This is a genomic window from Citrobacter freundii complex sp. 2025EL-00176, assembly GCF_053309355.1.
Genome location: NZ_JBRYHT010000015.1, coordinates 40,964 through 55,622, shown reverse-complemented (window position 1 = coordinate 55,622; position 14,659 = coordinate 40,964). Strand labels below are relative to the sequence as shown.

Sequence of the window (14,659 nt, the reverse complement as noted above, 5' to 3'; positions counted from 1 at the left end):
ACGTGCTGTTACAATCGCTCACATCTTAACAGGCGGATACGTCATCGTTCCGTCATGGATGGCAATCAGCGATAGCCATATTACACAGGGAGACACTTATGAAGCTTCGCCTGTCGGCGCTTGCGCTGGGAACCACACTTTTGGTGGGGTGTGCGAGCTCCGGTACTGAACAGCAGGGGCGTTCGGATCCATTTGAAGGGTTCAACCGCACCATGTACAACTTTAACTTTAATGTTTTAGATCCCTATGTTGTTCGACCGGTAGCCGTAGCCTGGCGTGATTATGTCCCGCAGCCGGCGCGTAATGGTTTGAGTAACTTTACGGGCAACCTTGAAGAGCCGGCCGTCATGGTCAACTATTTCCTGCAAGGCGATCCTTATCAGGGGATGGTGCATTTTACCCGTTTCTTCCTGAACACCTTGTTGGGGATGGGCGGCTTTATCGATGTGGCGGGTATGGCGAATCCGAAGCTACAGCGCGTTGAACCACACCGCTTTGGCAGTACGTTAGGCCACTATGACGTGGGTTACGGACCGTATATGCAGCTTCCGTTCTACGGTAGCTTCACGCTGCGCGATGATGGTGGCGATATGGTGGATACGCTGTATCCGGTACTGTCCTGGCTGACCTGGCCGTTGTCGATAGGTAAATGGACCGTTGAAGGGATTGAAACCCGCGCACAGCTACTTGATTCCGACGGTCTGCTGCGTCAGTCTTCCGACCCTTACATCATGGTACGTGAAGCCTACTTCCAGCGTCATGACTTCATCGCGAACGGCGGGAAACTTAAACCAGAAGAAAACCCGAACGCGAAAGCCATTCAGGATGATTTAAAAGATATCGATTCTGAGTAAGGAATTGAGGCAAATAAAAAGGTGAGCTAAAAAAGCTCACCTTTTTTACGTCGGAAGAAAATCAGAATGCGTAGTTGAAGTTGGTACCGAACAGCCAGGCTTTACCTTCAGAGTCGAAAGTATACGGGCCTTCTTTGACGGTCACTTTCTGTCCGTGCATATAAGAAACACCAACATCAATAGATGCGTCATCATTGAATGCGTAAGTCGTACCCGCACTCAGCCACAGGCGGTCCTGGTCTGGAATGGAGATGGAACGCTTGCTCGCAGGAACCGGGCTGTCGTCATAGGCGATACCGGTACGGAAGGTCCAGCTTTTATCCATATAGTAGGTTGTACCCAACGCCAGACGGTAAGAATCCCGGAAACCTTCTTCTTTATAGAACAGGGTTTGTCCGTTAGTACCGGTCGCTTTTAACTCCTGGAACTGGCTCCAACTGGTGTAAGCGATACTGTAGTGGATTGCCCACTGCGGAGCTACGCGGTTGTAACCCGACAGTTCCCACATTTCCGGCAGGTTAAGCGTCAAAGAACCCGGGACGGTTGCATTGGTTGTTCCCCATGGGAATGCGGTGCCTGCGCCAGGTAACGCATTGGCCTGGGAACGAATACCGCTTTTGTAATCGCCATCGAAGTCGATTTTAACTTCAGAGCGGTACGTTAAGCCGTAACGGTTATTTTTATCCAGCTCGTACAAAATACCGGCGTTCCAACCGTAGCCCCATTCGTCACCCTTCAGGCTGGCAATTTTGTTGCTGACTTTCGGTAATCCCGCAGTCATTTCACCGGAATAACGCTCAATTTTTGCATCGGCGTAGACGGCATTAAAACCAACACCAAAGCTCCAACTGTCATTCAGACGGTAGGCACCGCTCAGGTTAAGGTTGACCGTTTTAAGGTCAGTCTTCCCACCGTATTCACCGACGATATAACTGTCATTAAATTCGGTCGCCAGACCATAGTTTGAGGTGACAGATGCCCCCCAACCAAACTGTTCGTTGATAGGCATCACGAAATGAGCGTTGGGAACCCACGCCGTAGGGGCGATGTTATCTGCGTCGGTGCTACGTCCGGTGAATGGCGATTTACCGGAAATATTCACGTCTGGATCGATATACACCGCGCCCGCTGAAAAAGTGGGGCGATCGAACATCATAATCAGTGCCGGGTTACGACTGGCGTTACCTGCATCATCTGCAATAGCGCCTTCACCCGAATATGCCCGGCCAAGGCCAGAGGAAGAAAATTCGTTTAACTGAAAGCCTGCAGACCAGGCCTGTGTGGAGATAATTGCCACTGCGACTGCGAGAGCAGACTTTGTAAACAGGGTTTTCTGGCTCATGACCATAACCTCATAGATTTATTTTTATACAAACAATGTTACATACCGTAACAGGAGCGCGAAGTGTAGGGTCTGAGGTACGACATAGAAATCAGACCAGTGCCGAGAGTATAGGTCTGACCAGCTGAAATGTTGCAAGTATGTTTATAAATATTTTCAATTCTGATCTCGGAAACGCGATCCAGCTGGCAAAATTGCGGGTATGCGCACTCACCTGTTTGGGTGATTTTTGTTTTAGATCATTTTTAAGTGTGATTTCGGTCACTTATCGCATTTCATACAATTAACGACTGGAGAGGCGAATGAGGGGAGCGTAAAATATCCCCATCGTTTATCTGGCACCTCAGGTGCGAATACAGAGGAAATCTACAATGAGTAAATGCAGTGCTGATGAAACCCCGGTTTGCTGCTGTATGGATGTTGGCACCATCATGGACAACTCCGATTGCACCGCGTCATACAGCCGTGTGTTCGCGAATCGCGCAGAGGCAGAAGAAACGCTGGCCGCTCTGACTGAAAAGGCGCGTGGTGTGGAATCTGAGCCTTGCCAAATCACCTCTACCTTCACCGAAGAGTCAGAAGGTGTGCGTCTGGATATTGACTTTGTTTTTGCTTGTGAAGCTGAAACGCTGATTTTCCAGCTGGGCCTGCGTTAATCCCTTCTATTTATGCCCTTGCTACCTGTTAGCAAGGGCATTTTCGTAACAGTCAGTGATTATTCACTGTGTCTTAGCTCCCACTTTCTTTTCTCTCCGCTTGGCTAAATGTAAAAAATTGGTTAAGACTGTGATCAGGTCAGACCACTTATTTTTATTTTTACAGGGGAGTGTTATGAGTCAGGCTTTACCGCTGGTTACCCGCCAGGGCGATCGCATCGCCATCGTAAGCGGATTGCGTACGCCATTTGCCCGTCAGGCAACCGCATTTCATGGCATTCCCGCTGTAGATTTAGGGAAAATGGTTGTTGGTGAACTGCTGGCGCGTAGCGAAATACCCGCTGATGTGATCGAGCAACTGGTCTTTGGCCAGGTGGTACAAATGCCAGAAGCCCCCAATATTGCTCGTGAAATCGTGCTGGGAACTGGTATGAATGTGCACACGGATGCCTACAGCGTAAGCCGAGCTTGCGCTACCAGCTTCCAGGCTGTGGCGAATGTCGCGGAAAGCCTGATGGCGGGGACGATTCGTGCCGGAATTGCCGGCGGGGCGGACTCGTCGTCAGTTCTGCCGATAGGCGTCAGCAAAAAACTGGCGCGCGTGCTGGTGGATGTCAATAAAGCCCGCACGACAGGGCAACGCCTGAAACTGTTTTCCCGGCTGCGTTTACGTGACCTGATGCCTGTGCCGCCAGCCGTCGCTGAATATTCCACCGGCTTACGCATGGGGGATACGGCCGAGCAAATGGCGAAAACTTATGGCATTACTCGCGAGCAGCAGGACGCCCTGGCGCATCGTTCTCATCAACGTGCCGCTCAGGCATGGGCTGAAGGAAAGCTTGCCGATGAGGTGATGACCACCTACGCGCCACCGTTTAAAGATCCTCTTTCCGAAGATAACAACATTCGCGGCAACTCTACGCTGGCTGATTACGCCAAACTGCGTCCGGCGTTTGACAGAAAGCACGGCACCGTCACTGCGGCAAACAGTACCCCGCTGACGGACGGCGCAGCCGCCGTGATATTGATGACGGAATCGCGTGCTAAAGAGCTGGGGCTGGTGCCGCTAGGGTACTTACGCAGTTATGCTTTCACCGCAATTGATGTCTGGCAGGACATGCTGCTCGGTCCGGCGTGGTCAACGCCTCTTGCGCTGGAAAGAGCGGGCCTGACGATGGCGGATTTAACCTTGATCGATATGCATGAAGCCTTTGCCGCGCAAACGCTGGCGAATCTTCAGTTGCTGGGCAGCGAACGTTTTGCCCGCGAAGTGTTGGGTAGGGCACATGCCACTGGCGAGGTTGATGAAAGTAAATTTAACGTGCTGGGCGGATCGATTGCCTATGGGCACCCCTTCGCCGCCACCGGTGCGCGAATGATCACGCAAACCCTCAATGAATTACGCCGTCGTGGCGGCGGTTTTGGCTTAGTGACCGCCTGTGCGGCAGGTGGCCTGGGTGCGGCAATGGTTCTGGAGGCGGAATAATGGAAATGACATCGGCTTTTACGCTAAACGTGCGTCTGGATAACGTCGCTGTTGTCACCATTGATGTGCCCGGAGAGAAAATGAATACCCTGAAAGCGGAGTTTGCTTCTCAGGTTCGGGCCATCCTGAAACAAATTCGCGATAACAAAGCGTTGCGCGGTGTGGTGTTTATTTCGGCGAAACCCGATAACTTTATCGCCGGAGCCGATATCAACATGATTGGTAGCTGCCGCAGTGCGCAGGAAGCCGAAACGCTGGCCCGCCAGGGGCAGCAGATTATGGCGGAAATTCATGCGTTGCCGATCCCGGTTATCGCTGCGATTCATGGCGCTTGTCTGGGCGGTGGCCTGGAGATGGCGCTGGCCTGCCATAACCGTATTTGTACGGATGATGCTAAAACTGTACTGGGTTTGCCGGAAGTCCAGCTTGGCCTACTGCCCGGCTCCGGGGGTACCCAACGATTGCCACGCCTTATTGGCGTAAGTACTGCGCTGGATATGATCCTGACAGGGAAACAATTGCGGGCAAAACAGGCGATTAAAGTGGGGCTGGTGGATGAGGTCGTGCCGCAGTCCATTTTGTTGGAAGCGGCCGTTGAACTGGCCAAAAAAGACAGTTCAGCGCACCGGGTACTGCCCGTACGTGAGCGTGTGTTAGCGGGACCGCTGGGACGAGCGCTGCTATTCCGTATGGCCAGTAAAAAGACGACGCAAAAAACGCAGGGAAACTATCCCGCGACGGAACGTATCCTTGAGGTCATTGAAACCGGCCTTGCACAAGGATGCAGTAGCGGTTATGACGCTGAAGCCCGCGCATTTGGGGAACTGGCGATGACCCCCCAGTCTCAGGCGCTGCGGCACATCTTTTTTGCCAATACCGACGTGAAAAAGGATCCTGGCAGTAATGCAAAGCCCGGTCCGCTAAGCAGTGTAGGTATTCTTGGGGGCGGTTTGATGGGCGGTGGTATCGCCTATGTGACGGCCTGTAAAGGTGGCTTGCCAGTCCGTATCAAAGATATTAATGCTAAGGGAATCAACCACGCGCTGAAGTACAGTTGGGATCAGCTTGAAACGAAGGTTCGTCGCCGTCATATCAAAGCCAGCGAGCGCGATAAACAGCTGGCGCTAATTTCGGGATCTACCGATTATCGTGGTTTTGCGCATCGCGATCTGGTGATTGAAGCCGTGTTCGAAGATCTGTCTTTGAAACAACAGATGGTGGCAGAAGTTGAGCAAAATTGCGCACCTCATACTATTTTTGCTTCCAATACCTCATCTTTACCGATTAGTGATATTGCGGCTAATGCTACCAGACCTGAACAAGTGATTGGTTTACACTTTTTCAGCCCGGTGGAAAAAATGCCGCTGGTTGAGGTCATTCCGCATGCAACGACCTCTGAGCAGACTATTGCAACAACCGTCAAATTGGCGAAAAAACAAGGTAAAACACCGATAGTCGTCAGAGATAAGGCCGGGTTTTACGTTAACCGCATTTTAGCGCCTTACATCAATGAAGCTATACGCCTGTTAACCGAAGGCGAGCGGGTTGAAGTCATTGACGCCGCGCTGGTTAAGTTTGGTTTTCCGGTTGGGCCAATCCAACTTTTGGATGAGGTCGGAATTGATACGGGCACTAAAATTATACCTGTGCTTGAGGCCACGTACGGAGAACGTTTTAGCGCGCCTGCAAATGTTGTTGCTTCAATTTTGAATGACGATCGCAAAGGTAGAAAAAATGGTCGTGGTTTCTATCTTTATGGGGCGAAAGGGCGTAAAAGCAAAAAACAGGTCGACCCTGCAATTTATACGCTTATTGGCGCTCAGGGCCAGGCCCGACTCACCGCCACGCAAATTGCTGAGCGGTGTGTCATGTTAATGCTCAATGAAGCAGCACGCTGCTTCGACGAGAAGGTCGTCCGCAGCGCGCGTGATGGCGACATCGGCGCTGTATTTGGTATTGGTTTTCCGCCATTCCTCGGCGGCCCGTTCCGGTATATGGATTCTCTCGGCGCGGGTGAAGTAGTTGCGGCTCTGCAACGGCTATCAACACAATATGGCTCGCGGTTTACGCCGTGTGAGCAGTTATTGCTGATGGTGGAACGTGGTGAAAGATTCTGGAATAGTAGGGAAACTGACCTGAATTCATGAGGTCAAAGGTAGGATGAATCCGCACTGAATGTATGGCTCATGCTCAAAATGTAAACAGAGATTGACTATACTTACGCCGTTGAGGTAAAAAACAGCGTTTCATTCGGTGAATGGATAAGGCACAATGCCGGCCACCATATCGTTACCACGGTCAATAGGGGCTGTGACTAACTGGTATTGGTGATTCTGGTTAACAAAAGCGGTGCAATATGCAAGTTTTTATCATGCGTCACGGCGACGCGGCCCTCGATGCCGCCAGTGATTCGGTTCGTCCTTTAACCTCTTGTGGTTGTGACGAATCTCGCCTGATGGCGAACTGGCTGAAAGGTCAAAAAGTGGATATCGAACGCGTTCTGGTGAGCCCGTTCCTGCGAGCCGAACAAACGCTGGATGTGGTGGGGGAATGCATGAACCTGCCAACCGGCGTGGATGTTTTGCCGGAGTTGACTCCTTGCGGCGATGTCGGTCTGGTCAGCGCCTATTTACAGGCACTGGCCAATGAAGGTATCGCCACGGCGCTGGTGATCTCTCACTTGCCTTTAGTGGGGTATCTGGTGTCTGAGCTTTGCCCAGGCGAAACTCCGCCGATGTTTACCACGTCAGCGATTGCCAGCGTAACGCTTGATGAAAGCGGAAAAGGGGTTTTCAACTGGCAGATGAGCCCGTGTAACCTCAAAATGGCGAAAGCGATATAAGTAGGCCGGATAAGGCACAACCACCATCCGGAAAATAAAAGAGCCGCAAACGCGGCTCTTTCTGTTTTTCTGCATCAGGGAAGTTCTGGCGGCAGCCACTCTTCCACTTCAATCAGCACCAGCAGCGCGGCGTCGCCACCATACTCTTTCGGCGCCTGATGAAAGGCCATCACGTGCGGATGCTGTGCCAGCCAGAGAGGCGTTTGCTGTTTAAGAATATGCTTTCCGTGGCCATGCATAACGCAGGCACAAAACACGTGCTCACGACGACAGGCGGCGATCAGCGCGCCTAATTCCTGTTTGGCCTGCTGCTGGGTCAGCCCGTGCAAATCAAGAAATAGCTCCGGGGAGTAGTCGCCACGACGCATTTTCTTCAGTTCGAAATGGCTGACGTCGGCACGCAGATATCTCACCGGACCGTCCGTGTTCAGCAGCGGCTGAAATTCGTCAGAAAAATAGTGGCTGGCATCAGCCTGTTCCTGCAACAGCCTCTTAACCGGGACCTCGGTGATTTTTTTACGTAGCGGTCGGTGAACAATAGTGTCTTGCTTAATTTTACGCGTGCCGGTCATCAGCTGGCGAAACAGCGTCTGATCCTCCTCGCTGAGCGATGTTTTCTTTTTCATTCGAGAGTCTCATCTTTTATTTTCGTTAGTTTAACCCGACTCGACGGGCATCCGATCGCTTAAAACGCAATTTTCACGTTCAGGCTCGGTGTGAATGCTGATTTATCGCCGTCTTCGTGGCAAACTAGCCGCCGAAATTAATACGAGCATGCCCTGGAGGAATACGTGGATAAAATTTTCGTCGATGAAGCAGTGAGTGAACTGCATACCATTCAGGACATGTTGCGTTGGGCGGTCAGCCGTTTTAGCGCGGCGAACATCTGGTATGGCCATGGCACCGATAACCCATGGGACGAGGCCGTACAGCTGGTGCTGCCGTCGCTCTATTTACCGCTGGATATACCTGAAGATATGCGCACTGCGCGCCTGACCTCCAGCGAGCGCCATCGTATTGTTGAACGCGTGATTCGCCGCGTCAACGAGCGTATCCCGGTTGCTTATCTGACCAATAAAGCTTGGTTCTGCGGGCATGAGTTTTATGTTGATGAACGCGTGCTGGTTCCACGCTCACCGATTGGCGAACTGATCAATAATCGTTTTGCGGGCCTCATCAATGAGCAGCCGCAGCATATCCTCGATATGTGTACCGGCAGCGGCTGCATTGCCATTGCCTGCGCGTATGCTTTCCCGGAAGCCGAAGTGGATGCGGTGGATATTTCTACTGACGCGCTGGCGGTGACCGAACACAATATTGAAGAACATGGTCTGATCCATCACGTGACGCCGATCCGCTCCGATCTGTTCCGCGATCTGCTGAAAGTGCAGTATGACCTGATTGTGACCAACCCGCCGTATGTCGATGCGGAAGATATGTCCGATCTGCCAAACGAATATCGTCATGAACCTGAGCTAGGTCTGGCGTCCGGTAGCGATGGGCTGAAACTCACTCGCCGCATTCTGGGCAACGCCCCGGACTACCTGTCAGATAACGGTATTCTGATTTGTGAAGTCGGAAACAGCATGGTACATCTGATAGAGCAATACCCGGATGTGCCGTTTACCTGGCTGGAGTTTGACAACGGCGGTGACGGTGTATTCATGCTGACCAAAGAACAGCTAGTTGCTGCTCGCGAGCACTTCAGCATTTATAAAGACTAAATACACGCGCACAAACACAACACTCATAACGGAGCCGTGATGGCAGGAAACACAATTGGGCAACTCTTTCGCGTAACTACATTCGGCGAATCACACGGGCTGGCGCTCGGTTGTATTGTCGATGGTGTTCCGCCGGGCATTTCTCTGACAGAAGCTGACCTGCAGCACGATCTCGACAGACGTCGCCCGGGGACGTCGCGTTACACTACGCAGCGCCGTGAACCGGATCAGGTGAAAATCCTCTCTGGTGTGTTCGAAGGCGTGACCACCGGTACCAGCATTGGTCTGCTGATCGAAAATACCGATCAGCGTTCACAGGATTACAGCGCGATTAAGGATGTTTTTCGTCCTGGTCACGCCGACTATACCTATGAGCAAAAATACGGTCTGCGCGACTATCGTGGCGGTGGACGCTCATCCGCACGTGAAACAGCGATGCGCGTGGCGGCCGGGGCGATTGCTAAAAAATATCTGGCGGAAAAATTCGGCGTTGAAATTCGCGGCTGTCTGACGCAGATGGGCGATATCCCGCTGGAGATTAAAGACTGGTCTCAGGTGGAGCTTAACCCGTTCTTTTGCCCGGACCCGGATAAAATCGAGGCGCTGGATGAACTGATGCGTGGCCTGAAAAAAGAGGGCGACTCCATCGGAGCAAAGGTCACCGTGGTGGCAAGCGGCGTACCTGCGGGTCTCGGTGAACCTGTTTTTGACCGCCTGGATGCCGACATTGCCCATGCGCTGATGAGCATTAACGCCGTTAAGGGCGTAGAGATTGGTGATGGGTTTGACGTTGTCGCGCTGCGCGGCAGCCAAAACCGTGATGAAATCACCAAAGACGGTTTCCAGAGTAACCATGCGGGCGGCATTCTGGGCGGGATCAGCAGCGGGCAGCAAATCGTTGCACATATGGCGCTGAAACCGACGTCCAGTATTACCGTCCCTGGGCGCACGATTAACCGCTTTGGCGAAGAAGTCGACATGATCACAAAGGGACGCCACGATCCGTGCGTGGGGATCCGCGCCGTGCCGATCGCAGAGGCAATGCTGGCGATCGTATTAATGGATCACCTGCTGCGTCAGCGGGCGCAAAACGCGGACGTGAAGACCGATATTCCACGCTGGTAAGAGATGAACAAAATGGCACTTGCGGCGCTGGCTCTTTTTGCCAGCACCGCCTGCCTGGCGGCGACGCCCTGGCAGAAAATTACCCATCCGGTGGTAGGCAGCGCGCAATCTATCGGCGCGTTCTCCAATGGTTGTATTGTTGGCGCTGATACGCTGCCTGTACAGTCTGAACACTATCAGGTGATGCGCACCGATCAGCGACGTTATTTTGGTCATCCGGATCTGGTGATGTTTATCCAGCGTCTGAGTAATCAGGCGAATAATCTGGGGCTGGGCACGGTGTTAATCGGCGATATGGGAATGCCGGCTGGTGGGCGTTTCAATGGCGGTCATGCCAGCCACCAGACGGGCCTGGATGTGGATATTTTCCTGCAGTTGCCGAAAACGCGCTGGACCCAGTCACAACTGCTGCGTCCTCAGGCGTTAGATCTGGTCTCACGGGATGGCAAACATGTCGTGCCGTCGCTGTGGAAGCCGGAGATTTTCAGCCTGATTAGGCTCGCTGCAAAAGATAATGAAGTCACGCGTATTTTTGTGAATCCGGCGATTAAGCAGCAGCTGTGTCTGGATGCAGGGACCGACAGGGACTGGTTGCGTAAAGTGCGACCGTGGTTCCAGCATCGTGCGCATATGCACGTACGATTGCGTTGTCCTGCTGACAGCCTTGAGTGCGAAGATCAACCGTTGCCTCCACCGGGTGACGGCTGTGGAGCAGAGTTGCAAAGCTGGTTCGAACCTCCTAAACCTGGAGCCACCAAGCCTGAGAAGAAGACACCGCCGCCGTTGCCGCCTTCCTGCCAGGCGCTACTGGACGAGCATGTACTCTAATGGATCATTTTGTCTCTCTGTTTATGGTGTCGCCACTGCTGTTGGGTGTGCTTTTTTTTGTGGCTATGCTGGCAGGTTTTATTGACTCTCTGGCCGGGGGCGGCGGTTTACTCACCATCCCGGCATTGATGGCGGCCGGAATGCCGCCCGCGCAAGCGCTGGCCACCAATAAGCTGCAGGCCTGCGGGGGATCCATCTCTTCCTCGATCTATTTTATTCGCCGGGGCGTGGTTAATCTGGCGGATCAGAAGCTCAACATCTTCATGACCTTTATCGGCTCAATGAGCGGCGCGTTGTTGGTCCAGCATGTGCAGTCCGACATATTACGCCAGATCCTACCGGTGCTGGTTATCTGTATTGGCCTCTACTTTCTGTTGATGCCCAGAGTGGGCGAAGAAGACCGGCAGCGTCGACTGCACGGTTTCCCTTTCGCGCTGATAGCCGGGGGCTGCGTCGGTTTTTACGATGGCTTTTTTGGTCCGGCGGCGGGATCGTTTTATGCGCTCTGCTTCGTCATGCTGTGCGGCTACAATCTTGCGAAATCGACGGCCCACGCCAAAGTATTAAATGCCACCTCGAATATCGGTGGGCTGTTGCTGTTTGCTCTCGGCGGCAAAGTGATTTGGGCGACCGGGTTTGTGATGCTCATTGGCCAGTTTATTGGCGCACGGATGGGATCGCGACTGGTACTCAGCAAAGGACAAAAACTCATTCGGCCAATGATCGTCATTGTTTCCGCCGTGATGAGCGCCAAGCTACTTTATGATAATCATGGACAGGAGATTCTCCACTGGCTGGGGATGAACTAATGAATAACACCCATCACTACGAACAGTTAATTGAGATTTTTAACGGCTGCTTTGCCGATGAATTTAATACCCGTCTGATTAAAGGCGATGACGAACCGATCTATCTTCCTGCTGATGCGGAAGTACCGTATCACCGTATCGTTTTTGCACATGGTTATTACGCCAGCGCGTTACACGAAATTTCACACTGGTGTATTGCGGGTAAAGCGCGTCGTGAGCTGGTCGATTTCGGTTACTGGTACTGCCCGGACGGACGCGACGCGAACACGCAATGCCAGTTTGAAGATGTGGAAGTGAAGCCGCAGGCGTTTGACTGGCTGTTCTGCATGGCGGCGGGCTATCCGTTTAACGTCAGTTGCGACAATCTGAACGGAGACTTTGAACCGGATCGCGTGGTATTCCAGCGTCGTGTTCATGCCCAGGTGATGGAATATCTGGAAAAGGGGATCCCGGAGCGTCCAGCGCGCTTTATTAACGCGTTACAGAATTATTATCACACGCCTGAACTTAAGGCGGAACAATTCCCGTGGCCCGAAGCGCTCAACTGAAGCCGCCGCCACGTTTACAATGAGGAAAGAAGATGATCGCGGAGTTTGAATCACGCATTCTGGCATTAATCGACGATATGGTAGAGCACGCCAGCGATGATGAGTTATTTGCCAGTGGCTACTTGCGTGGGCACCTGACGCTGGCTGTAGCAGAGCTGGATGCTGGCGAGGACCATTCCGCTGAGGCATTGTACGCCAATGTGACCAGCAGCCTGGAAAAAGCGATTAGCGCAGGCGAACTTTCGCCACGGGATCAGGCGTTAGTGAAAGAGATGTGGGACATGTTGTTCCAGAAGGCGACAAAACAATAATTGCAGTGGATTGTGCCGGATGGTGACGCTAAGGCGTCTTATCCGGCCTACGTGGACGGGAGTTGTAGGCCTGATAAGCGCAGCGCATCAGGCAATGATGAGAGGGTATCTTATTTCACCGCTTTTCCCTTCAATAACTTCCTGACCCACAACCGATTCGGATTCAACGCCGCCAGCGTACTGGCATCCATAGGAATAGGTTCTTCGCTCATTTGCGAGGCCAGAATTTCTGCACACAGCGGGGCTGAACACAACCCGCGTGACCCCAATGCACCCAGCATAAATAAATCAGCATAAACCGGGGCGCTTACCGCGTGCGCTTTGTCTTCGGCAAGCGTGGCGTACTGGCTGAGCGTGGCGTCATAGTCCGCGACATTGCCCACCATCGGTATGTGATCGCGCGTAGCGCAGCGGACTCCACAGCGGGCGGCATGCGCACTGACGTCTACCTCTTTTGCCCATGCGGCGTGCGGGAAGCAGTCGATTAAACGCTGACGATTTTGCTGCTGATCGTCCTCGCAATATTCAGTCTCCTCACTCCCACGATGATAGCTGGCGCCTATGCAGTGTTGCTGGTTTTGCGGGTTATGCGGCGTGAGGTAACCGTCGTAGCACAACACCTGGCGCAGCGCTGACAGCGCGGGCGTAGTGGGGATATGACTCACCTGACCGCCAACGGAATAGACCGGTAACGTCTGCGTCTGCTCAAAGCGGTTAATGCGATGGCCGTTAGCCAGAACCACCGCTGCGTGAGTGGTGGTTTCTCCACAGGCAAACTGCAATTGCCAGCCTGCTGTCTGGCGAGTCAGTGAGGCCAACGTATGTTGGTAGCGGGTGCGTAATCCCAGGGTTGTGGCATAGTCCAGTATGGCGGCGGTTAACTGCGCCGGGCACAGCCATCCACCGGCAGGATACTGAATCCCGCCACACCCGGTTTCCACGCCGGTGGTCTGTAAAACCTGCTCTGCGTCAACGCCGACGGCAAGCGCATCGGGCAGTTCAAGAGACAGCATTTGCGTGATTTTCTGCTGGCTTTTTTCATCCCAGGCGAGCTGCGTCACACCACACCAGTCATGCGCGAACTCAACCGGAAGGGCGTCATACAGTCGGCGGGCGAAGGTAAACGCGGTGGGGAAAAAGAGATTAATGGCCGCGTCATGCTTGCTGAGTAACGGATAGAGCGCGCCCTGACGGTTACCTGATGCGCCTTCGGCTGGTTTCGCGTCTGCGCAATAGAGCGTGACCTGCCAGCCGCGGCGCAGTAGCGCCAGCGACAGCAATGCGCTGGCGATGCCCCCGCCAATAATAGCGGCTTCGCGCTTATCTGTGCCCGTGCGCGTGAACCATGGAGCCGATGAAGGGAGTGCCAGAGTCTGTTCCATGACGCCACAAAGCATTTCGCGTTTGCGACCAAAGCCTTTGCATTTTTGCATCGTAAATCCGGCTTCCTGCAACCCCCGTCGCACAAAGCCTGCCGATGTGAAGGTAGCCAGCGTACCGCCGGGGCGAGCCAGGCGGGCCATTGCGTTAAACAGCGTTGGCGTCCACATGTCCGGATTTTTCGCCGGGGCGAAACCGTCCAGGAACCAGGCGTCCACTTTTTGATTCAGGGAATCATCGAGTTTGCTGGTCAGTTCGTTAATATCGCCAAACCACAGATCCAGCGTGACGCGCCCATCATCAAGAAGCAGACGATGGCATCCCGCCAGCGGCAGCGGCCACTGCGCCTGTAACGCCGTGGCCCACGGGGCAAGCTCCGGCCAGTGCTGATGGGCTAAAGTTAAATCTTCACGCGTCAGCGGATATTTTTCAAAACTGATGAAATGTAATCTTTTCAGAGTAGCGTCAGGGTGCGTATCGCGAAAATCAGCGAATGCCTGCCAGAGCGTCAGGAAGTTAAGCCCGGTGCCAAATCCGCTTTCCGCCACCACGAAAAGGGGACGTGAATGCACAGGGAATCGCTGTGCGAGATGATTCCCGCCGAGGAAGACGTAGCGTGTTTCTTCCAGCCCGTTATCATTGGAAAAATAGACATCATCAAAATCTCGGGAAACAGGTGTACCCTCAGCGTTGAATTCAAGGTTGGCAGGTTGTATAGCGTATTGTTTCACGTAAGTTACTCGTCTGGCAGGCT

General features: G+C 53.2%; 14 protein-coding genes. 11 read left to right on the top strand and 3 right to left on the bottom strand.

All coding sequences use genetic code 11. The features are described 5' to 3' along the window. Positions 1-98 precede the first annotated feature (98 nt). Complete coding sequence (gene mlaA, locus ACVXHP_RS21015; protein ID WP_038642393.1) at positions 99-854, top strand: phospholipid-binding lipoprotein MlaA; 756 nt, start codon at positions 99-101, stop codon at positions 852-854. Between the two features lie 61 nt (positions 855-915). On the opposite strand, the gene fadL is transcribed toward mlaA, so the two are convergent. After that, positions 916-2,196: a long-chain fatty acid transporter FadL gene (gene fadL / locus ACVXHP_RS21010; RefSeq protein ID WP_447572129.1), complete on the bottom strand. Its 1,281-nt coding sequence runs from the start codon at positions 2,194-2,196 to the stop codon at positions 916-918. Positions 2,197-2,567: 371 nt separating this feature from the next. On the opposite strand from fadL, the gene ACVXHP_RS21005 reads away from it, so the two are divergent. The 4 genes from ACVXHP_RS21005 to sixA all read left to right on the top strand — a co-directional run bounded on the left by ACVXHP_RS21005 (position 2,568) and on the right by sixA (position 7,180). After that, entirely contained in the window at positions 2,568-2,852 is a 285-nt protein-coding gene (locus ACVXHP_RS21005; RefSeq protein ID WP_003834838.1) for a YfcZ/YiiS family protein, read from the top strand. Between the two features lie 175 nt (positions 2,853-3,027). Beyond that, complete coding sequence (gene fadI / locus ACVXHP_RS21000; protein ID WP_447572128.1) at positions 3,028-4,338, top strand: acetyl-CoA C-acyltransferase FadI; 1,311 nt, start codon at positions 3,028-3,030, stop codon at positions 4,336-4,338. Further along, the gene (gene fadJ, locus ACVXHP_RS20995; RefSeq protein WP_447572127.1) at positions 4,338-6,485 is read left to right on the top strand and encodes a fatty acid oxidation complex subunit alpha FadJ; all 2,148 of its coding nucleotides are present in this window, start codon (positions 4,338-4,340) and stop codon (positions 6,483-6,485) included. Before fadI ends, fadJ begins: the two co-directional genes overlap by 1 nt. 209 nt (positions 6,486-6,694) lie before the next feature. Then, on the top strand, positions 6,695-7,180 hold the full coding sequence (gene sixA / locus ACVXHP_RS20990; RefSeq protein WP_006683612.1) for a phosphohistidine phosphatase SixA: 486 nt from the start codon (positions 6,695-6,697) through the stop codon (positions 7,178-7,180). A gap of 74 nt (positions 7,181-7,254) precedes the next feature. Here sixA and smrB read toward each other — a convergent pair whose 3' ends face one another. After that, positions 7,255-7,806 (bottom strand): endonuclease SmrB, encoded by a 552-nt coding sequence (gene smrB / locus ACVXHP_RS20985; RefSeq protein WP_006683613.1) that lies wholly within the window; start codon positions 7,804-7,806, stop codon positions 7,255-7,257. A 165-nt stretch (positions 7,807-7,971) separates the two neighbouring features. Between smrB and prmB the strand changes: the two genes are divergently transcribed. The 6 genes from prmB to ACVXHP_RS20955 are packed head-to-tail and all read left to right on the top strand — an operon-like array spanning position 7,972 to position 12,525. Beyond that, entirely contained in the window at positions 7,972-8,904 is a 933-nt protein-coding gene (prmB, locus tag ACVXHP_RS20980) for a 50S ribosomal protein L3 N(5)-glutamine methyltransferase (RefSeq protein ID WP_003028173.1), read from the top strand. 39 nt (positions 8,905-8,943) lie between these two features. Further along, entirely contained in the window at positions 8,944-10,029 is a 1,086-nt protein-coding gene (aroC, locus tag ACVXHP_RS20975) for a chorismate synthase (RefSeq protein ID WP_042307046.1), read from the top strand. Between the two features lie 3 nt (positions 10,030-10,032). Next, complete coding sequence (mepA, locus tag ACVXHP_RS20970; protein ID WP_447572126.1) at positions 10,033-10,857, top strand: penicillin-insensitive murein endopeptidase; 825 nt, start codon at positions 10,033-10,035, stop codon at positions 10,855-10,857. Further along, the gene (locus ACVXHP_RS20965) at positions 10,857-11,666 is read left to right on the top strand and encodes a sulfite exporter TauE/SafE family protein (protein WP_447572125.1); all 810 of its coding nucleotides are present in this window, start codon (positions 10,857-10,859) and stop codon (positions 11,664-11,666) included. Before mepA ends, ACVXHP_RS20965 begins: the two co-directional genes overlap by 1 nt. Next, complete coding sequence (locus ACVXHP_RS20960; protein ID WP_038642365.1) at positions 11,666-12,214, top strand: elongation factor P hydroxylase; 549 nt, start codon at positions 11,666-11,668, stop codon at positions 12,212-12,214. Before ACVXHP_RS20965 ends, ACVXHP_RS20960 begins: the two co-directional genes overlap by 1 nt. Positions 12,215-12,246: 32 nt before the next feature. Then, the gene (locus tag ACVXHP_RS20955; RefSeq protein WP_042307051.1) at positions 12,247-12,525 is read left to right on the top strand and encodes a YfcL family protein; all 279 of its coding nucleotides are present in this window, start codon (positions 12,247-12,249) and stop codon (positions 12,523-12,525) included. 110 nt (positions 12,526-12,635) lie between these two features. Here the strand turns inward: ACVXHP_RS20955 and mnmC are convergent, their stop codons facing one another. Next, positions 12,636-14,636 (bottom strand): bifunctional tRNA (5-methylaminomethyl-2-thiouridine)(34)-methyltransferase MnmD/FAD-dependent 5-carboxymethylaminomethyl-2-thiouridine(34) oxidoreductase MnmC, encoded by a 2,001-nt coding sequence (gene mnmC / locus ACVXHP_RS20950; protein WP_447572124.1) that lies wholly within the window; start codon positions 14,634-14,636, stop codon positions 12,636-12,638. Between the last annotated feature and the right edge of the window lie 23 nt (positions 14,637-14,659).